Source organism: Stratiformator vulcanicus (assembly GCF_007744515.1).
GTDB lineage: Bacteria > Planctomycetota > Planctomycetia > Planctomycetales > Planctomycetaceae > Stratiformator > Stratiformator vulcanicus.
This window is the reverse complement of record NZ_CP036268.1, coordinates 4365649-4384926: the sequence shown is the minus strand read 5'-3', so window position 1 is coordinate 4384926 and position 19278 is coordinate 4365649. Positions and strand designations below refer to the sequence as shown.

Annotated in this window: 17 protein-coding genes; 5 read left to right on the top strand and 12 right to left on the bottom strand. The window is 58.0% G+C overall.

The genetic code is table 11. From position 1 onward, the window contains the following. Positions 1-106: 106 nt before the first annotated feature. Complete coding sequence (locus Pan189_RS17455; protein WP_145365368.1) at positions 107-1234, bottom strand: phosphohexomutase domain-containing protein; 1128 nt, start codon at positions 1232-1234, stop codon at positions 107-109. Positions 1235-1527: 293 nt separating this feature from the next. Between Pan189_RS17455 and holA the strand changes: the two genes are divergently transcribed. Next, positions 1528-2547, top strand: a complete 1020-nt coding sequence (gene holA / locus Pan189_RS17450; RefSeq protein ID WP_145365367.1) for a DNA polymerase III subunit delta — start codon at positions 1528-1530, stop codon at positions 2545-2547. Positions 2548-2581: 34 nt separating this feature from the next. Here holA and fliM read toward each other — a convergent pair whose 3' ends face one another. The 5 genes from fliM to Pan189_RS17425 all read right to left on the bottom strand — a co-directional run bounded on the left by fliM (position 2582) and on the right by Pan189_RS17425 (position 8531). Continuing rightward, positions 2582-3637 (bottom strand): flagellar motor switch protein FliM, encoded by a 1056-nt coding sequence (gene fliM / locus Pan189_RS17445; RefSeq protein ID WP_145365366.1) that lies wholly within the window; start codon positions 3635-3637, stop codon positions 2582-2584. A 175-nt stretch (positions 3638-3812) separates the two neighbouring features. After that, positions 3813-5072 (bottom strand): glutamate-5-semialdehyde dehydrogenase, encoded by a 1260-nt coding sequence (locus Pan189_RS17440; RefSeq protein WP_145365365.1) that lies wholly within the window; start codon positions 5070-5072, stop codon positions 3813-3815. A 152-nt stretch (positions 5073-5224) separates the two neighbouring features. After that, the gene (locus Pan189_RS17435) at positions 5225-5749 is read right to left on the bottom strand and encodes a Crp/Fnr family transcriptional regulator (RefSeq protein WP_145365364.1); all 525 of its coding nucleotides are present in this window, start codon (positions 5747-5749) and stop codon (positions 5225-5227) included. 88 nt (positions 5750-5837) lie between these two features. Beyond that, positions 5838-7067 carry a Glu/Leu/Phe/Val family dehydrogenase gene (locus Pan189_RS17430; protein WP_145365363.1) on the bottom strand — a complete coding sequence of 410 codons (1230 nt, stop codon included), beginning with the start codon at positions 7065-7067 and terminating at the stop codon, positions 5838-5840. A gap of 231 nt (positions 7068-7298) precedes the next feature. Next, on the bottom strand, positions 7299-8531 hold the full coding sequence (locus Pan189_RS17425) for an SGNH/GDSL hydrolase family protein (RefSeq protein ID WP_145365362.1): 1233 nt from the start codon (positions 8529-8531) through the stop codon (positions 7299-7301). Positions 8532-9194: 663 nt separating this feature from the next. On the opposite strand from Pan189_RS17425, the gene Pan189_RS17420 reads away from it, so the two are divergent. Then, positions 9195-9665 (top strand): hypothetical protein, encoded by a 471-nt coding sequence (locus Pan189_RS17420; protein ID WP_145365361.1) that lies wholly within the window; start codon positions 9195-9197, stop codon positions 9663-9665. A gap of 48 nt (positions 9666-9713) precedes the next feature. Continuing rightward, positions 9714-10892, top strand: a complete 1179-nt coding sequence (locus Pan189_RS17415; RefSeq protein ID WP_145365360.1) for a M20/M25/M40 family metallo-hydrolase — start codon at positions 9714-9716, stop codon at positions 10890-10892. A 36-nt stretch (positions 10893-10928) separates the two neighbouring features. On the opposite strand, the gene Pan189_RS17410 is transcribed toward Pan189_RS17415, so the two are convergent. After that, positions 10929-11363 (bottom strand): TM2 domain-containing protein, encoded by a 435-nt coding sequence (locus Pan189_RS17410; protein ID WP_145365359.1) that lies wholly within the window; start codon positions 11361-11363, stop codon positions 10929-10931. A gap of 250 nt (positions 11364-11613) precedes the next feature. Between Pan189_RS17410 and Pan189_RS17405 the strand changes: the two genes are divergently transcribed. Further along, the gene (locus tag Pan189_RS17405) at positions 11614-12477 is read left to right on the top strand and encodes a DUF6159 family protein (RefSeq protein WP_145365358.1); all 864 of its coding nucleotides are present in this window, start codon (positions 11614-11616) and stop codon (positions 12475-12477) included. Positions 12478-12691: 214 nt separating this feature from the next. Here Pan189_RS17405 and groL read toward each other — a convergent pair whose 3' ends face one another. Then, positions 12692-14320, bottom strand: coding sequence for a chaperonin GroEL (gene groL / locus Pan189_RS17400; protein WP_145365357.1), 1629 nt, complete (start codon positions 14318-14320; stop codon positions 12692-12694). A 91-nt stretch (positions 14321-14411) separates the two neighbouring features. Next, positions 14412-14717, bottom strand: coding sequence for a co-chaperone GroES (groES, locus tag Pan189_RS17395; RefSeq protein ID WP_145365356.1), 306 nt, complete (start codon positions 14715-14717; stop codon positions 14412-14414). Between the two features lie 420 nt (positions 14718-15137). Between groES and Pan189_RS17390 the strand changes: the two genes are divergently transcribed. After that, entirely contained in the window at positions 15138-15653 is a 516-nt protein-coding gene (locus tag Pan189_RS17390; RefSeq protein WP_145365355.1) for a hypothetical protein, read from the top strand. 26 nt (positions 15654-15679) lie between these two features. Here the strand turns inward: Pan189_RS17390 and sthA are convergent, their stop codons facing one another. The 3 genes from sthA to lexA form a co-directional block, all read right to left on the bottom strand. Next, a complete protein-coding gene (gene sthA, locus Pan189_RS17385) occupies positions 15680-17080 on the bottom strand; it encodes a Si-specific NAD(P)(+) transhydrogenase (protein ID WP_145365354.1) in 1401 nt (466 codons plus the stop codon). Between the two features lie 210 nt (positions 17081-17290). Further along, positions 17291-18436, bottom strand: coding sequence for a dual-specificity RNA methyltransferase RlmN (gene rlmN / locus Pan189_RS17380; protein WP_310820711.1), 1146 nt, complete (start codon positions 18434-18436; stop codon positions 17291-17293). A gap of 136 nt (positions 18437-18572) precedes the next feature. Further along, positions 18573-19187, bottom strand: a complete 615-nt coding sequence (gene lexA / locus Pan189_RS17375; RefSeq protein ID WP_145365353.1) for a transcriptional repressor LexA — start codon at positions 19185-19187, stop codon at positions 18573-18575. Positions 19188-19278: the final 91 nt, after the last annotated feature.

Genomic DNA, 19278 nt, shown 5'->3' with positions numbered 1-19278 from the left:
TTTGACAGTCAATCTATAAAAACCCCGTCGCAGCTTGCGGCGGGGTTTTTCTTTATCACCACGATTCGGGTCGGCCAATTTGGAACGATGACGCTCTCAATAAGGCCTACGTCATCGCTTCCGCAGGTTCATGCCTCAGCAAGGCTTCGCGTCGCAGGAGTTTCGAAAGCGGTTCGCGACTGCGGCTGAGGATCCGGGCGAGATGGGCGAGGACCAACAGGACATCGGCGGTCGGAACGTCCTGGCGGTACCAGATGCGACCCGTTGAGTCGAAACCGAGGAGGCCCCGGTGGTCTCGAATTGTTGCCGCCATCGAACGTGGCGAACTATTGCTGGGAACGCAGTCCCCACCGAGTGATGTGATGAGAGGGCGAAATTTTCGGGCAAGGTCCCAATCGAGCACGATCGAACTGCCCGGATGCTCGCGTAAGGCATCACGCGACAGGAGTGAAATTAGTTCGGCCGATCCGACAGGGTTCCGCAATTCGTCATGGATCGCGGTCCGCTCACCCTCCGGATCGACGACAAGTTCGAATGCCTTCGAACCCGATGTGGTGGGATCAGTGATCGATAGCCCGACCGCATCGCCGACCCGCCGGCAATTCTTCAGCCATAGTTTGGAGTCACACTCGACCGCAACGCCTTGCCCGAGTGTGCCGCGAAAGTGTTTCAGGAATGCAGCCGAATAGGGGACCGTGACGTCGAAGGAACGGGTAGAGCCGCCGCGTCGGGTCGGAGTAATCGGCTCATGAGTTCGCAGCCCGGAAACTGACGTTTGCCAGCTTTCTACCGATTCGGAAAACGAGTCACGATCGAGCAGACGGACGCCGATCCGCCCTGTCGCCAACCCGCCGGACGAAGCGTGAACGCCGCCGTCGGCGTCGAGGTGGTGGACGCCGAAACGCATCGCCGAGGCTGTCACAGCACCGATCGAGAGCGTCGTGCATCCGTACCGGCGGAGCGTGGCCGATAAGCGAAGTGCGACCTCCGCATCGTGAGGGCCGTCGCCGTATCCGACGACGACTGAGGGAAGGGGCTGTTGTCCGGTCCGCCCGCCGGAAGCGAGCGGAAATTCCTGCCGGTTGTGCAATTGAACCGCGAAACGACCGGCAATGAGCTCCAACTCCGCCGTTCCCAAGTCGCGGCGAAACAGGCCCGTGCAGCGGTCATCCCTGTCATCAGGTAGGTCGACCGCAAGCTGATCGACGGGTGCCTCGCCGGAGTTCAAATCCACAATCGCTGGATTGTGCGGGCATCGGCGGCATTTGTGATATCCGCGAGCCACTCGCGATAGGTGAACGGCTGGCGAAATCGCCGCGCGTTCGCCCGGGCAGACGTATTCTGCTACGTCTTCGGCCGACTCCTCTCGTTCGCGGTGAAGACTGTCGGTGATTGCCAAGGTTGCTCGATTGGCGAAATGGTGAAGCAATTGTTTGAACAGTGTCGCGTCGTTACGACATGTGCCAAAATAACCGACCGGGAATTTAGGTCGCAGGTGAGTCGACGGTCAACGGGAGGAATCGCAACGTGCATGCGACCGAGTTTTTAAAGAAGAAGTCTCCCGACGTTCCTGCGATCACCGTGCTGTTCGGAGACGAGCCGCACTTCAAACGCGGCGTCCGAGAACGGATCGAGGAAATCGTACTCGGTGGGGATGAAGACGCTGCATCAACGCGATTTCCGGGTGAGCAGGCCGATCTGCAATCGGTCTTGGACGAAGTTCGCACCGTCTCAATGTGGGGCGACACGCGTCTCGTTGTGGTCGAAGACGCCGATAAGTTCGTCAGCAACTTTCGGTCGGGGCTCGAAAAATACGTCCCGAAGCCGTCCAAGGGATCGACCCTGATCCTTGAAGTCAATTCGTGGCCAAAGAATACGAAGCTGGCGAAAGCCGTCGCCGCATCGCCCGATTCCACCGCGATTGAATGCAAGGCGATCAAAGGTGCGGCCTTGGTTCGCTGGCTGAAAGACGAGGCGGCTTCAGTCCACGAGAAAAAGCTCGGCCCTGATGCCGCCGGTTTGATCGTCGAACTGGCCGGCGATGACCTCGGATTGCTATCGCAGGAGTTGTCGAAGCTCTCAGCTTATGCGGGGGACCGAAGCGAGATCTCTGTCGAGGACGTCACCGCGTTGGTCGGCGGTTGGAGCACGAAGACGACATTTGAAATGCTGTCCGCCATTCGAACCGGCGACATCGACTCGGCGATGCGGCAGCTCGATGCGCTGCTGACGGCGGGGGAGGCGCCTCAACGCGTGCTGGGCGGAATCAATTATACCTATCGACGCATCATGAAGGGGGTCGATGAATCGTCCAAGGGGACTCCACTCGCAGCAGCGCTCAAGTCGGCCGGGGTCTTTCCTCGAGAAATTGGTCAGACGGAGCAGTATCTTCGTCGTGTCGGTCGCCCCCGCGCCGAGCAATTTCGAAACGTCTTGCTTCGGGCCGACGAAAGCGTCAAAGGTGGCGGACGACTCCCTGACAGGGTCGAACTCGAGCGATTGCTGATTGCTCTTTCCGGTGCGAACGCAGAGCCCGCCGCGGTTTGAGCATCCGCCGAAAGCACCGGCCGCGGCAGCGGCTTTACTTTTTCTCAGGCTCGTCCGACTCACCCAATTGTTGGGCGATCAGCTCTTTCGCCGGTCGAATTCGTTCGCCGACGCGAATCGCTTTGTGGCCTTTGAGCATTCCCGGCGAGCCCCGAAACATCGGGCGGCCCTCCAGATAGATCTCCAATCCGGACGATTGGTCTCGCTGCGTCAGAATAATATCGCCGACCGCTAAACCGGCGATTTCGTCAGCGGTAACGGTCGTCTCGGCCACCTGCACAGCGAGTTTCACCTTCGCTTTGCCGACGCTTTTCTCAAGGCTTAATTTTTGCCTCTCATCAGCCGCACGTTTGGTATAAGCCGACCACGTATCGGACGACAGCTTGCCGGAGAGTGGCTCGATCGTATTGAAGGGAATGCACAGGTTCATAATCCCGCGCATGTCCCCCATCGAAATCTCGAAGCTGATCAGGACGATGACTTCGTTCGGCGGGACGATCTGCACCAACTGTGGGTTGCTTTCGACCTGTGTGACGTGCAGGTCGAGCGAGCAGAGGTTGCTCCAGGCTTTCTCCAAGCCCCGCATCGCGAGTTGGGTGATTCGCGAAACAAGCCGTAATTCAATTTCCGTCAGGGCGCGATTCGGGTTCGAAAGTCGAGCATGCCTTCCGCCGCCGAGCAGGCGATCGACGACCGGAAAAATAATGGAGGGGTTCAGGTCGAGGATTAAGTTGCCTTCAAGACCCTTCGACTCCAATAGGTTGAAGCAGGTCGGGTTTTCGAGGCTGAAGACGAACTCGCTGTAGGTCAACTGGTCGACGCTGATCAGCCGGACCTCGACGATCGAGCGAAGCATGCCGCTGAGGGCCGCACCGAATTCGCGGCTAAACCCTTCGTGGAGCGCCTGAAAGGCCCGCATCTGCTCTTTGCTGACGCGTTCGGGGCGCTTGAAGTCATAGACGCTGATCTGCCCGCCGGTTCGAGGCGCCGGATCCTGTCCGCCCCCGCCCCCAAAATCCGATGCAGACGCATCGCCATCGAGCGCTGCCAGCAGCGATTCGACTTCGTTTTGGCTTAGTACGTCGGACATCGAGATGCCGGGTTAAGGTGAGCTTTAGGAAATCGTAGGTGAGAGTTCAGGAGGAAAATTAGGCCGCAATAGAGCGACTTGTTCGACTTGTGATGGACTCAACTTTGAACAGCAATCTCGTTGCAAATGGACGTGATTGCTTTGATTCGTCGGGCACAGCCCGACCTACTTATTGCTACTCTCGGATTTGCCCGTCGCCGAAGGCGACATATTTATAGGTCGTCAGTTCTTCCAAGCCGCAGGGGCCGCGGGCGTGAAATTTATCGGTGCTGATGCCGATCTCCGCGCCGAGCCCGAATTCGCCGCCGTCGTTAAACCGCGTGCTCGCGTTAACGATGACCGCGGCCGAATCGCAACCTGTTGTAAACTGCTGCATCGACGCGATGTCGGTCGTCACAATTGATTCGGTATGTCCCGAACCGTATTTGTTGACGTGTTCGATCGCGTCAGCCGTCGAATCGACGACGCGCACGGAAATTTTGAGCGCGAGATATTCCGTGCGAAAATCTTCTTCGGACGCGGCCGCCACTTGCGGAAGAATTTCGCGGGTCCGTTCGCAACCGACGATCTCGACTCCGGCAGAACTTAGGGCGTCATAAACGGCCGGAAGAAAGTCCGTGGCGATCGCCGCGTGGACGAGCAGGCTCTCAGCGGCATTACAAACGCCCGGTCGCTGCGCTTTGCTGTTGACCGTAATTTCGATCGCCCGGCTGATATCGGCCGATCGGTCAATGTAAACGTGGCATACGCCGTCCAAGTGCTTGAGCACCGGCATGGCGGCGTCAGCCGTGACTCGCTGGATCAATCCTTTTCCGCCTCGCGGAATTGTGAGATCGATCTCGTCGCCGAGCTTTAAAAAGTGACCGACCGCTTCACGATCGGTCGTCGTGACCATTTGCACGGCGTCGGCGGGGAGGCCGACCTCGGAGAGAATCTCGCTCAACAGGGCGTGCAGAGCCTGATTGCTGTGAAAAGCTTCTTTTCCGCCCCGCAGGATGATCGCGTTGCCGCTTTTGACGCAGAGTGCCGCGGCGTCGACCGTGACGTTGGGCCGCGACTCATAGATGAAGAAGATCACACCGAGCGGCACGCGGACCTTCGTCACGTTCAACCCGTTCGGCCGCACATTGCTGCCGAGCACCCGGCCCACCGGATCGGGCAGGGCTATGATCTCCTCTATCGCGGTCGCAATCGACTCAAGGCGGCTGTCGGTCAGTTCCAGCCGATCGATCGCCGCCTCGGTCAGCCCGTACTCGGGAGCCTTGTCGAGATCGCGCTGGTTCTCCGCCTGTAATTCTTTGCGCCGCTCCCGGATGGCCGCAGCGCACTTGGTCAACCAGAGGTTCTTGGTTTCGCCCCGCGCAGCGACAAGCACCCGCGAGGCTGCTCGAGCCTTCGTGGCAACATTGACGGCATACTGCTGTAGGTCAGTCATTGCTTAATCTGAAAGCATCGCTCAATCTGAAAGACACAAAGCGTCACAGTGCGTTCGGGCCTGCAACGCGGCATCGAAATATCTTACGTCTGCACAACCCTGTCAACGTGGTCTTCTTAGTGACGCAGGTCGGGCCGGCTGCCGGAGACGACTTAGAACTCCCAGTTTGTGTAGAGTTTGGCTCGAAATTCGGCCCATTCCTGCCGTTGCGGCTCCTCGGAATCTCTCGCGACCAGCTTGGACACCCACTCATCCATTTTCCGCAGACGCTCGGACAGGATGACCGCCGTTTCTCTGGCGATGTGATACGCGGGACGCAGGCCGCTGATTTCCAACTGGGCGAACTGCTCGCTGCTCATCCGCAGCACACGGACATCGGTGTCGGCAATGACCGACGCGGAATGCGGAGCGGGGTTGAAGAACGACATTTCGCCGAAGAGCGAGCCGCGCTCCAGACGAGCCAACTCGTGGGTTTCCCCGTTATCCGTCTCCATCTCAACCCGGCAGACGCCCGCGATGATGAACCAGATATTCCGGGTTTCCCCACCCTCTTCGAGGATTGTCCGTCCGGCCTCGTACTCGCGCACCTCAACGAGTTCGAGGAATTCGCGTCGATGGGCCGGGGTCAATTCGCGGAAGATGCCGCAGCAGGCCAGATCGTCTTCGGTCACTTGCATGAGGGACTACCGTACCGGGGACTCATTTTAATTCGTTCAAGGTTCATCGACTCCATCTTAGGCTCGATCGCCGTTGCGAAAACCGGGATCAGATTCCGCCGAGGACCGTCGCACGACCAACCCGGCCGATGCCGAGCAGGTATGATGCGAGCCGCAGCGGCACGTGGCGGCGTTCCGCGAGCGACCAGACCTTATCGAAACTCTCGATCATAATTCGGTCGAGTTCATTGCGGACTCGGCTGATTTCCCACTTAAAGTGCTGGCGATTCTGGACCCACTCGAAGTAGCTCACCGTCACGCCTCCGGCATTGGCCAATACGTCGGGCACAACGAGAATCTCCCGTTCGTGAAAAATGTCGTCGGCCTCGGGGGTCGTGGGGCTGTTGGCCGCTTCCACAATGAATTTGGCCCGCACGTCCCGCGCGTTGTGACGAGACAGCACATTGCCGATCGCCGCCGGAATCAGCACGTCGACGTCGGAGATGAGCAATTCATCGTTCGAGATCGGTTCCGCGTCGGAAAAGCCCTCCACCGTCCCGTTCTCGACAGCGAATTCGACGAGCTTCTTGATATCAAGGCCGTCGGGATTCCACACTCCGCCTACGGCATCGGTCACTCCGCACACTTTTCCGCCAGACTTCTGAAGAAATCGGGCGGTGTGACTACCGACATTCCCGAAGCCTTGGATTGCGAAACTCGTTTCGCTGACCGGACGACCGACCCGATCGAGCAGCGCTCGCGTCGTCGCGACGACGCCGCGACCGGTCGCTTCTTCGCGACCGTCGGCGCCGTGCATTTCGACCGGTTTGCCTGTGACGCAAGCGGGATTGAAACCGTGGTACTTACCGTATTGGTTCATAATCCACGCCATCACTTGGGCATTGGTCCCCATGTCGGGTGCGGGAATGTCTTTATCGGGGCCGATGACATCGTGAATTTCATCGACGAACCGTCGCGTGAGTGCCTCCAATTCGCCTTGTGCGAGATCTGCGACGTTGACGGCAACGCCCCCCTTCGCCCCACCATAGGGGATATTGACGATCGCTGTTTTCCACGTCATCAATGTCGCGAGGGCTCGGACTTCGTTTTCATCAACCTCGTGATGAAATCGAAGGCCGCCCTTCATCGGACCTCGGGCGCTGTTGTGCTGAATCCGATAACCGACCAGCGTGGCGATCTCGCCGTTGTCCCGCTCGAACGCCACTTGGACTTTTAACTCTCGTTCTGGCAATAGCAGGAGCTTCTGCATATTGCTCGACAGGTCCATCAACTCGGCCGCATCGAAAAAGTACTTGCGTGCACTTTCGTAGGGTGTCATCTACTCGCCTTTTTCGCCGCTGAAGTTCAAGTACAGGTTTCAGCTTTGGCGACCGGGTATGGAAAATTTCAGGGTTGATACAGTTCGCCCGGCAGCGCTGGATATTGATTCGAACATAACCGGGTCAGTTTCGACAACTGGTCGGCCTGCCGTGTCAAGACCGACAGAGCTTTGAGATTAAAGGTGAAGCCGGGAATGGCTTCGCAGCGTTATATAATCCACTCACCCCGCTTACTCGAACCACGTTCCATCGTGCGAATGCGTCTCGGCCCGACGGTCGGCCGCCCGCGGAATATTTTCACCCGGACCACTGACCTTCCGCCAGACGTATGGCGTCTCTTCCATGATCCGTTTGGCTAAAACGCGGGCGTAAAGTTCGGCGCCGCGCGGTGATAGTCCGACCGAGTTTTTGAAAAACAGCACGTCCGGCGCGGAGTAGTCTTCAAAATATGGTACGGCGTCGCACCAAGCGATCGAGTGCTCGGTTGTGTAGGCCGCGACGCGGTCAAACACGGACCGGCTGAGATAATGCTGTCCCGCTTGAACCCCCGCGGCCTCTCGGACAGACGGTCCGCTGCTGGCGGTCGGTGAGACCTGCCATGGTTGTGGACAGGTCGAAACCAAGAATTTCGAATAGGTTCCGTCGGCGATCTGACGCAATTCGGTTAGAGGGGCAAGGGCTTGCTCCAAGCGAATCAGTTCTCCCTGTGCGGGATCGTCCGGCCAGCTCAGCCCCATCGATCGATTCGGTTCAGCATCGGTTGCAGGAGGTTCAAAGAACCGCGACAGCATTGATGTCGCCGCAGCCGTCAATTTGAGTTCTTCGAACCAGAGCAGATGCCGGCCGGACTCCAAAGTCGCTGACGGGCACGCCAGCGCCCGCCCGGCTTCATCGAGCCGCGTCCGCCGTCGATACTCAGCCGATTCTGCAATATCGGAAATGTCGAAATGTTGAACGATTAAATCGGGATCGAGCGAGAGTAACGTGCCCTTGACTCGCAATGTCGACAACAGCGGGCAGTCTCCAGGGACGGCGGCATTGACGACCTCCACCTGCAAGTCGGTTCGACTACCTAAGAGCGATTCCAACCGTGCCGCAACAGTATCTGCTTCCGCTAAATAAGGGCCGAAAAACGTTTCGTCGCCCAGCAACAGAATGCGGAACGTTCCCGGGGATTTAGGAATCTGCGGCTCTTCACCCCTTAAACCGAGGCTGTTGATCCGCACCGTAATTCGCACCCCGCGATCGGGGTCGAGTGTTTCACGTTCCGCCAGCGGGCGGAGCGTTCGCACAGTCCGCCAGCAGGGAACGGTAAGCCGCTCGGCCAGTTCGACGGGCGAGGCTGTGGCGGTTTTGTAGTCGTCTTTGATGCGCAAGCCGATCTCGGCCGCAATCGCCGTTAGGACGAGCAGCACACAGGCAGTCACGAATGAGCGTACGCCCCGAGAAAGGCGGTTTGTCATGGCGGGCGTCTGTGGCGAGCCTCATGGGAGGCGATTCAGACGATTGTTGACGTCTGCGAAGTGGAGCGCGGCAAGTTAGTAGAAACGCTCTGAGCTGACAATAGATTCGCAGTCCTGCGGCATTGAGTGACTTCGCCTCATCCACACGGAGACACCGCTGCTGTTAAAAAGCAAAATCAGTCCGATCGACTGAAATTTGATACCATCGTTTGATCGAAACCCGAAAATTGAACCTCACCTGCGGTTCGTTCGTCCATTAATCAGGCATTAGAGACGACACATGCGTTGAAAAGTAATTTCGTCAGCTTTGAGAAGATCAAAGATTCGCCTTTCGTACGCATAGGCAGCGAGTGATATGCCAGACATTGGGATCAAGTTCAAATACGAAAATTTTTGCGGCAGTGGCGCGCCTCAATGAAGTTGTCATTTTTACATTCCGCTCAAAAAGCACTTCGACGGTACTCACTTTGATGGTCAAGCCTTAAGAAACGGCCATAAATGCCGCATGAAAGTGTAATATTTACAAGGAAATCCGGTTTCAATGCCGTCATAGGATTGAAGTTCAATTTCAGACGGCGATATAACGTGCTCATTGAAAGTAATTGGGGGGGTTCGCGCTCCGGATGGTGCGAACGAAATTGAAACCGCTGGAGAATGACAAAGATGGCTAAATCAAAAGACATGACGGTCGCTGAACTGGAAGAACTCTTGGAGGACCGTCGCTCGGCAGTGACCGACCTCGAAGAGAAGCGGGCGAAGTTGCTCGAAGAACTGTCCGCCGTCGATCAGGAAATCGCCGATCTCGCCGGTGGCAAGAAGAAGTCGCCCGGTCGACCGAAGAAGTCGAAAGCTGCTACTTCGACGCCGAAAAAGAAAAAGTCGGTCAAAAAGAAGAAGTCGAGTGGCGGCCGCCGTGCCCGCAACACCAAGTCGCTCAAGGATTACATCCTCGACATTCTGGCGAAGAACAAGAAGGGTCTCGATCTCAACGAGATGATGGATGCCGTTCAGAAAGAGGGCTACAAGTCGAAGTCAGCCGACTTCAAGACCGTCCTTTATCAGACGCTCTATCACCTCAAGCGGGGTGGAGAGATCGACCGCAACGACAAGACCGGTGCTTACGTCTTAAAGTAAGGACGGTTTGGATTTCGGAATCACAGGTTCCGCAGGCGAGGCTCAGCCGTGAAGAAACGGCAAGTTGATAGAGCCGAATCGCTCGTCCTCGAATTGCTACGCATTTCGGGGACGAGCGGCCGCGAGGCCGCGGTCGCTGCTTTCGTCGAGAAAAGGCTACTCGACGCCGGATGTCCCCCCGCGGCTATTCGCCACGATACGGCGAACCGAAAAAGCCCCTTTCGAGGTGAGACCGGCAATCTCATCGTCAAGCTTCCCGGTCGCAGGCGCGGGAGCCGACGGCTGCTGATGGCCCACCTCGACACCGTCCCGTTGGCCGACGGCGCCGTGCCGGTGCGTCGTGGTACGAAAATTTATCCCAAGCATCCGACAACGGCGCTCGGGGCCGATGATCGTGCCGGGGTCGCCGTCGTGCTTCACACGGCAACTCAACTGCTAAACACCGACGCCGATTATCCGCCTTTAACGCTGCTGTTTTGCGTACAGGAAGAAATCGGCCTGCGCGGCTGCCGCTATCTCAGCACGTCTGCGCTGGGGCGACCAGCGCAATGCTTCAATTTTGATGGCCGTGACCCGCGTGAGATTATCATCGGTGCGACCGGTGATGTGGCGATTAATATCGATATCGAAGGTGTGGCCAGTCATGCCGGCGTGCATCCTGAACGGGGGATTAACGCCGCAACGGTCGCCGCGGTCGCTATCGCCGATCTGCAAGCGAATGGCTGGCTGGGCTTAATTGAAAAAGGAGAAGAGCGCGGCACCAGTAACGTGGGCAGCGTTATCGGCGGAAGCGCGACAAACGTCGTGATGCCGCAACTCTCGATTCGCGCCGAAGCGCGGAGTCACTCGCACACATTCCGACAGCGCATCGTCGATGAATATCGCGCCGCCTTCGAGCGAGCCGTGGCGGTCGTTCAGAATCATGAGCGGGCCGTCGGCAAATTCGAATTCAACACGGAACTCAAATACGAATCGTTCCGGCTGTCGCCGGGCGATAAGGTTGTGCAGTCCGCCACAAATGCGGTTCGAGCCGTCGGGCTCGAACCTGAGTTTGTCATCGGTAACGGTGGGCTCGATGCGAATTGGATGAACGCGCACGGCCAGCCGACGGCGACGTTCGGTTGCGGTCAGCACAACATTCACACCGTCGACGAATTTCTCGACCTCGGTGAATTCGCCACCGCCTGCGACATCGCGATGCACTTGGCGACGGCCGACCTCGCGTAGATTGGGGGATACCGCCACGAGCGTGTTCGACCGGGCTTACGCGGCACCGACAGCGTCACGATTCTTCGCGTCGACCTGCTCATTCAAAGTACACAGGTCGTAGAAGAATCCGACGAGGAAGAGTCCTCCGGTCAGAAGCCAAATGATCCCGGTGATCCATTTACCCAGATAAAAGCGGTGCAATCCGAATACGCCACTAAGCGGGAACGAGAGCAGGGCCCAGGCAATGGTGTAGTCGAACGGCCCACGCGTATATTCCCCGTCGGCCTTCTCATCCATCCCGGGGATCAGGAAGAAATCAATAATCCAGCCGATGAGTAGCAAGCCGAACGTGAGCGACCAGATGATCCCCGTAATTGGCCTGCCGTAGTAGAAGCGATGAGCACCAAAGTTTCCAAAAAAACCGAGGGCCCAGCAGAGATAGCCGATGGGTACCGAATGGGTCTCATCGTCGTGTGTGGTGGTTGCCATAGGTGTTCCTCTTAAAACGGCATTGGAGTGGAAGATCATTCAAGAATCGGGCGAAGGCGTCATCAGGAAAACCCTGTTTGATTGTGCTAAGCGATTGATGATCCGCTGTCACTTAACGCATTCCCTCTTCGATTGTGATCGGGCGACAGGTCTGTCACTGTGCCAAATCCAGTCCGGCGCCAAAGTGAGTACCGCGCCGAACTGAAGTTCGGATTGATGATATCACCAATTTTGATCGGGGGAGGGAAGTGTGTTCCGCACTATCACAAACGGAATCGACATCGCTCGCCAGTCCTTGCGGGTGATCGCGCTCGATAAAGAACTGCTCATATTCCCCGCGCTTTCCGGGTTGAGCCTGACGGCCGTGCTGGTGAGCTTCGCTTTGCCGTTGTGGGGCCTCGGCTATGCCGACGTAGTAATGGCCGGTAATGCCACCGAAGAAGCGGCCGCGCTTAAGGATGACCCGATCGCGTACGTGATTCTGTTCGCGTTCTACTACGTCAATTTTTTCGTGATCACGTTCTTCAATGCGGCCTTGGTGTCCTGCGCGATTTATCGCTTTCATGGCGGTGACCCGACCATCATGACCGGTTTGCGGGCGGCGACCAGTCGATTGCCGCAGATCGCCGCGTGGGCGTTCGTCGCTGCGAGCGTGGGCTTTGTGCTGAAAATCATCGAAGGTCGCTCAGAGCAGGCCGGTCGAATTATCGCGGGCATCCTGGGGGCAACATGGGGCATCCTGACCTATTTCGTCGTTCCCGTATTAGTCGTGGAGAAGCTGGGGCCGATCGAAGCCGTGAAGCGTTCCGTCTCGGTTGTTCGCGAGACTTGGGGCGAAGCGATCACCGCCAACATCGGCATCGGCCTGATGACCTTCTTCGCGTGCCTGTTCGTCATCGCGATTCCGATCGCCGTCGGAATTCTCGCAGGCCCCGGGACATTGCTGGTTGGTGCCGTGATCCTCGCCGTCTTGCTCCTAATTTTGATCGGACTGATCTCGGCAACTCTGAACGCGATCGTGATCGCGGCACTGTATGAATACGCGGCCGAGGGCGAGGTCCCGCAGCAGTTCAACGAAACAACGCTGCGTTACGCGTTCGGCGACGGGAATTGAACCGTGTCCGACAGCGGCGATGTCTGAGAGAGCCATTGCCCGTTTTATCGATGGCACGGCCCCATCGGACGCTGTCATCTAACGGCGACGCATCGCACCCGACGATTCCATCTTGATCTCAAAACGAAAAGGCCGCGGCACTGTGAAGTGCCGCGGCTCTTTTAAGTCGTCGAGATCGTCCGAATCGCTGCTCTATTCAGCAGCGTCGTCCGGCTTAATACATCTCTTCGTCTTCCATGCCGCCTTGGCCGCCTTTGCCTTTTTCGTCTTTCGGCTTTTCGGCGATCAGGGCGTCGCTGGTCAGCAATAGAGTGCTGACGCTGGCCGCATTTTGCAGGGCGGTGCGAGTGACCTTGGTCGGGTCGATGATACCGGCTTTGACCAGATCTTCGAACTTATCGGTGGCTGCGTTGTAACCTTCGTTGCCGGTGCGTTCGAGGACCCGTTCGCAGATCACGCTGCCATCTTCGCCGGCGTTGTTGGCGATCTGCGTAATTGGTGCCCGGCAGGCGCGAATGATGATGTTGTAGCCGACGCCGAAGTCGTGGGTCGACTTGCCGGGGGCTTTCACTTCACCGGAAGCACGGAGCAGGGCAACGCCGCCACCGGGAAGAATGCCTTCTTCGACCGCCGCACGAGTGGCGTGCAGGGCGTCTTCGACGCGGGCTTTCTTCTCTTTCATTTCGCTCTCGGTCGCCGCACCGACGTTGACCTGAGCGACACCGCCGGCGAGCTTCGCGACACGTTCTTCAAGCTTTTCACGATCGTAATCGCTGCTGCTGCCTTCGATCTCGCGGCGAATCTGCTCGATGCGAGACTTGATTTCCGATGTCTTACCGCCGCCTTCGATGATCGTCGTGTCGTCCTTGGCGATGATCGCCTTCTTGGAAGTGCCAAGGTCGGAGAGTTGCAGATTGTCGAGCTTAATGCCGAGGTCTTCAAAGATGGCCGTGCCGCCGACCATGATGGCGATGTCCTGCAGCATCGCCTTGCGGCGATCGCCGTATCCCGGAGCTTTCACGGCAACGCACTTGAATGTGCCGCGGAGGTTGTTGATGACGAGTGTCGCGAGGGCTTCACCTTCAATGTCTTCGGCAATGATGAGCAGCGGCTTACCGCTTTGCACGACCTTCTCGAGGATCGGCACGAGGTCCTTAATATTTGAGATCTTCTTCTCGTGGACCAGCACGTAGCAGTCTTCGAGAACGGCTTCCATCGACTGCCGGTCGGTCGCGAAGTAGGGCGACAGGTAGCCGCGGTCGAACTGCATCCCTTCGACGACTTCGAAGTCGGTGTGCAGGCTCTTGCCCTCTTCGACGGTGATCACGCCGTCTTTACCGACCTGCTCCATCGCTTCGGAGAGGATGCGGCCGATCTCACTGTCGCCATTGGCGGCGACCGTACCGACTTGGGCGATCGCCTTCTTATTCTTGCATTCCGTTGCGAGGCTGTGGAGCTTGTCGACGATGTCAGCCACGGCCTTGTCCATGCCGCGCTTCATCTCGATTGGGCTGACCCCGGCGACGACCGCCTTCAGGCCTTCGTTGTAAATCGCCTCGGCCATCACAGTCGCGGTGGTGGTGCCGTCGCCGGCGTTGTCAGAGGTCTTGCTCGCGACCTCTTTAACCATCCGGGCGCCCATGTCCTCGAATTTGTCGCCAAGCTCGATTTCCTTGGCGACGGTGACGCCATCCTTGGTCACGGTCGGTGAGCCGAAGGACTTCTCGATGATGACGTTGCGGCCCTTGGGGCCGAGCGTCACTTTCACGGCGCGGGCCAGTTTGCTGATGCCGCGCCGCATTGCTTCCTGAGCCTCCTGGTCGAAGGCGATCATCTTAGCCATGAATTACTCTCCCGAAATTTGAACGGTCGGTTGCGCGTCAGTCCGCGCAACGATGGAATTAAAACTGAACGTGGAGTGAACGGATCAAAACTCAGAACGTCGCGAGAATGTCGCTCTCGCGGAGCAGCAGATATTCTTCGTCGCCGATCGTGATATCGTCGCCGGCGTAACTGCTGAAGATGACGCTGTCGCCTTCTTTGACAGTCAGCGCGACCTTGGTGCCGTCACTCTTGACGTGACCATCGCCGATCGCAACGACTTCGCCACGCTGCGGCTTATCCTTGGCGGAGTCGGGCAGGACGATCCCGCCGGCGGTGGTCGATTCGGCTTCGGCTCGCTTCACGACAACGCGGTCGCCGAGGGGAACAATCTTGGTCTTGGTTGCCGTGGCAGGCATGTGCGCTCTCTCCCGTACGGTACTCTCAAATCGAACGGGCCGCCTCTGTACCTATAGAGTGGCAGCCCGGGTGCTGTCGCCACAAGGTGAAGCAAGAGCGGTGCCGGTTGCGGTGAATTGCGATAGGTTGTTTATTGGAAAGAGGTTACGGAACCCGCCCCGAAATCGGACTGTCAAAACGGGGAATCGGCACTCTGCATACGGGAAGGGGAGTGCCAATTTGGCATTGCCAACTGTCCGGAAGTGACAGATTCGTTCGGCCTGAGGGTCGCCCTCGTTAGAAATGATGATCACTCGAAATAATGGTTGACGACCCCCGGTCCCACCAATCATCTTGTATGAGCGGTCTCTCAACAGCATCCACAGCACTACACCCAGTCGCATGAGCCGGTTTTCGGCTTCTTAGACTGAGAGTAGGCCTTGCTTCAATCGACCGACCTGCGCCATTGCGGCTCCCGTTCATTCTTGGCCGCGATCCACGCTATAGCTCGCTCGCACTTTCTTGCGAATCGATCCGCGGCGATCATTCGTGATCGAGCTGATAACGCCAAGCGGGCAGGGCACTGGCGGGACGTGTGCGACTGTGAAACGGCTTCGGCTGAGATCGCGATCACTCACGGGCAGCGGGCGATCGCTCGCTCCCACCGTCAACAGGCACTCGCCGCTGCGATGCGGGCGAACACAGCATCGACCGATGACCGGATGCTCTGCCGATTGGAGAACGCGGCAATTGACTCGCGTTGCACCGGCGATTTCATCGGAGCGGGGTTCTTGGCCGGTTGTGCGCTGGCAAGAAGCGACAAGAGCAGCGGTGCAGCGGGCGATCAATTTCGCACCTTAGCCGGCTACTACGGTTGCCTCAACAAACCGTTCGAAGCGACGATCGTCCGCCGACTGGGTCGTAGGAGTATCGAAGCCGGCAACCGGACGGTTTAGGGTCGATCTCGCGACTCAAGCAGACATCAAAACAGCCGGTTGTATCCATTAAGAGCCGCGACGCGGTAAGCCTCGGCCATTGTCGGGTAGTTGAACGTCGTATTCATGAAGTACTCGAGCGAATTTGCCGAGCCCTCCTGCGACATGATTGCCTGGCCGATGTGAATGATCTCTGACGCGTTCTGTCCGAAACAGTGAATGCCGAGTAGTTCGAGCGTATCCCGATGGAACAGGATTTTCAGCATCCCCACGGTCGTGTTTGTAATCTGAGCACGGGCGAGACTCTTAAACATCGATTGCCCGACTTCATAAGGGATCCCGGCCTCGGTTAATTCGCGTTCGGTCCGGCCGAGGGAACTGATCTCGGGACTGGTATAAATTCCGGTCGGAATATCTTTGAGCAACGACAGGTCAGGCTCGTGTGAGATGAGGTGATTCATCGCGAAGCGGCCCTGCACATAGGCCGCAGAGGCCAGCGACGGCACGCCGATCACATCGCCGACGGCGTAAATGTGTTCGTGCTTGGTCTGCATGTGCTCGTTGATTTCAATCTGCCCGCGGCGATTGGGCTCGATGTCGATGTTTTCGAGGCCGAGGTCTTCGGTGTTGCCCTGTCGCCCCGCCGCCCACAACAGGACATCGGTCTTTAATTTTTTCCCCGACTTCAGGTGCGTGATCACCCCGTCATCGAGCGGCTCGACGTGATCGAGCGACTCGCGATGCCGAATAATCACGCCGCGATCGCGGAGGTGGTAGCTGAGTGCGTCGATGATTTCGTCATCAAGGAATTCGAGCAGTTTGTCGCGGCCGTTAACTAAGTTCACCTTGCAACCCAGGTTGCGAAACATCGACGCGTACTCGCAACCGATGACCCCGGCTCCGAAAATCGTGATCGATCGGGGCGTTGAGTTCAGGCCCAAAATCGTATCGCTGTCGTAGACGCGAGGGTGGTTAAAGTCGACTTCCGGATGCCGGAACGGACGGGAACCGGTCGCAATCACGAAAGCGTCCGCGGCGCAGACCTTGCGGATCCCGTTTTCCTCGAGAACTTCAATCGTATTTGTGTCGAGGAATCGCCCGTGTCCGCTGAGGACATCGACGCCGTTGCGATCGTAAAAGCCCCGCCGCATCGCCACCTGCTGGTCGATGACCGAGGAGGCTCCTTTGCGCAATTCTGGAAACGTAATGTGTAACCCGCCCGTGACGTTGCGGAATAGTGGATTCTTGTTGAACTCGGTCAGCTTGAAGATCGCATACCGCAACGCCTTGCTCGGAATCGTGCCCCAGTGGGTACAACCCCCGCCGATCCGCATGTAGCGCTCGACGACGGCAACATCTTTGCCCTCTTTGACGGCCTGCATCGCCGCCCCTTCGCCGCCGGGGCCGGTTCCGATAACGATCACATCGTACCGATGATCAATTTCCATGATTCTCGCCGTTGCCGTAGACCGGTCCGCACTCGCCAGCCTGTCGGCTCGGCGTGAAACGGACCCCTACCAGTTTTGATTTCGTGCGAACGCGTGGACCGCGGTGAGCGTCAACCCCGGTCCCGCGCACGAGCCTACCGAAACCCGTTTCGCATCAGAAGTCGAACCTGTCGTTTCGGCGCATGAAAGCCGAATTACCGACGCCGGTCGTCAGTTCAAAACGGGCAATTGCGAATCGGTCTCGCGGTTGAGCCGCAGTTGACCGCAGGCCGCATCGATATCGGCCCCCTTGCGTTTTCGCACCGTTACAACGACCCCGGCCTCGCGAAGAATGCCGACAAAGCGGTCGGTCTGCGGGTCCGACGGGGCCGCGAACGGCAACTCCGATACGCCGTTCATCGGAATCAGGTTGACGTGGGCGACCCGCCCACTCAGAAGTGCCGACAATTCGCGGGCATGTTCCACGCCGTCATTCACTCCGCCGAGCAACACGTACTCGTAGGTGATTCGTCGTCCGGTATTCTCGAAAAATTTGTCTGCCGCGGCGAGGATCGCGTCAATCCCGGTCGACTTGTTGACGGGCACCAATTGTGAGCGAAGTTCATCGTTCGGGGCGTGCAGCGAAACCGCCAGATTCCAAGACGGGCCCACGTGTGAAAGTTCAATGATCTTCTCGGGTAACCCGACGGTGGAAACGGTGATACGCCGTGCTCCGATCGCGAGTCCGTCCGAAGCATTGAGTTCTTCGAGTGCCGGGACGAGGTTCTTCAAATTCGCCAACGGCTCCCCGACGCCCATCACGACGAGGTTGGTCAGCCGCTCATCGTCATCCAGCAATCGATCAGCGCGCAGTACCTGCTCCAATATCTCTCCGCGGGTCAGGTTTCGTTTGACGCCCAACAGGCCGCTGGCGCAGAACACGCAACCCATCGCGCAGCCGACTTGCGAACTGATACAGACCGTCGTCCGGCGGGGTTCTCGCATCACGACCGTCTCAATGAGATGGCCGTCACGCAGTTTCAGCAAGAGTTTTTCGGTGCGGTCCGAAGCGATCCGATGGTCGACGATCTCCGACTCGAACAGTTGATAGTCACGCCCCAATTGCTCGCGAAGTTCGACCGGCAGGTCGGTCATTTCTTCGAAACCGCGCGCACGACCGGCAAAGACCCAACGCCGCAATTGCCCGACGCGATGCCGACGGATCGACGCTTGTTCGAACCTGCTTCGAAGCTCTTCGCGTGACAACTCAAGGAGGTGCTGGCGCGGGCTCATCGAGGCATCGGCATCTGACTGGTCGTTGCTCGATTGGCAGCTCTTCGATTGGTGGTTGTTCGACATGTCGTCGGCAGAACTCACGGAAACAATTCCCAGAACAGCCACGGAAACGAATTTATGTGAAAGAAAAAGCGGCGATCCAATGATCGCCGCTTGTCAGCTGACTCACCAGTCTTCGGCGGAGAATTCTCTTCGAAGAAGATCAGAGAGGGATACCTTAGTACTGCCGAATAACGCCGACGAGGACGCCGCGAATTTCCAAATCTTTGGTGAAGATCGGCTTCATCGAGGAGTTCGCCGGTTCGAGCCGGAACTTACTGCCGTCTTTGTAGTAGTACTTCAGCGTCGCGTCGTTGCCATCGACGATGGCCGCCACGATGTCGCCGTTGCGGGCGGTCGACTGCTTTCGAATGACGACAAAGTCGCCATCCTGAATATGGGCCTCGATCATCGAGTCCCCTTTGACCTTCAGGCAGAACTGTTCGTCCGACGAGAACAGGTCCGCAAAATCGACGGCCTCAGTCTGCTCTTCGGCCAGAACCGGCACACCGGCGGCAATCTGGCCGGCCAGCGGGAGGGTGGTCCGACCGAGCGGGGGGTCGGTCAGTTGAATCGCTCGCGACTTCCCGGGCTCCCGCGTGATCAAGCCCTTCTTCTCAAGAGCTTTCAAGTGACACATCACGCCGTTCGGCGAACGAATCCCGAAATGAGAACCGATGTCTCGCACCGTCGGGCCATAGCCCCGAGAGACGATCTTCTCCCGCACAAAATCATAAATCTTTTGCTGCCGTTCTGTCAGCGCCGGTCGATCCGTCGTTTCAAAATCCAACATTCCTCTTTTCCCCCGAGACCTGAAACAACCTTGAGGCGACGGAGTCTCGATCATCAATCTCGCGTCAGGTCACGCGAGACGACTCATTTGG

Coding starts and splice junctions, on each gene's coding strand:
- groES (WP_145365356.1), bottom strand. CDS start 14,717: ATGCCTGCCACGGCAACCAAGACCAAGATTGTTCCCCTCGGCGACCGC.
- Pan189_RS17425 (WP_145365362.1), bottom strand. CDS start 8,531: ATGACAAACCGCCTTTCTCGGGGCGTACGCTCATTCGTGACTGCCTGT.
- Pan189_RS17430 (WP_145365363.1), bottom strand. CDS start 7,067: ATGACACCCTACGAAAGTGCACGCAAGTACTTTTTCGATGCGGCCGAG.
- Pan189_RS17435 (WP_145365364.1), bottom strand. CDS start 5,749: ATGCAAGTGACCGAAGACGATCTGGCCTGCTGCGGCATCTTCCGCGAA.
- fliM (WP_145365366.1), bottom strand. CDS start 3,637: ATGTCCGACGTACTAAGCCAAAACGAAGTCGAATCGCTGCTGGCAGCG.
- Pan189_RS17410 (WP_145365359.1), bottom strand. CDS start 11,363: ATGGCAACCACCACACACGACGATGAGACCCATTCGGTACCCATCGGC.
- groL (WP_145365357.1), bottom strand. CDS start 14,320: ATGGCTAAGATGATCGCCTTCGACCAGGAGGCTCAGGAAGCAATGCGG.
- sthA (WP_145365354.1), bottom strand. CDS start 17,080: ATGGAAATTGATCATCGGTACGATGTGATCGTTATCGGAACCGGCCCC.
- Pan189_RS17440 (WP_145365365.1), bottom strand. CDS start 5,072: ATGACTGACCTACAGCAGTATGCCGTCAATGTTGCCACGAAGGCTCGA.
- lexA (WP_145365353.1), bottom strand. CDS start 19,187: ATGTTGGATTTTGAAACGACGGATCGACCGGCGCTGACAGAACGGCAG.
- Pan189_RS17420 (WP_145365361.1), top strand. CDS start 9,195: ATGGCTAAATCAAAAGACATGACGGTCGCTGAACTGGAAGAACTCTTG.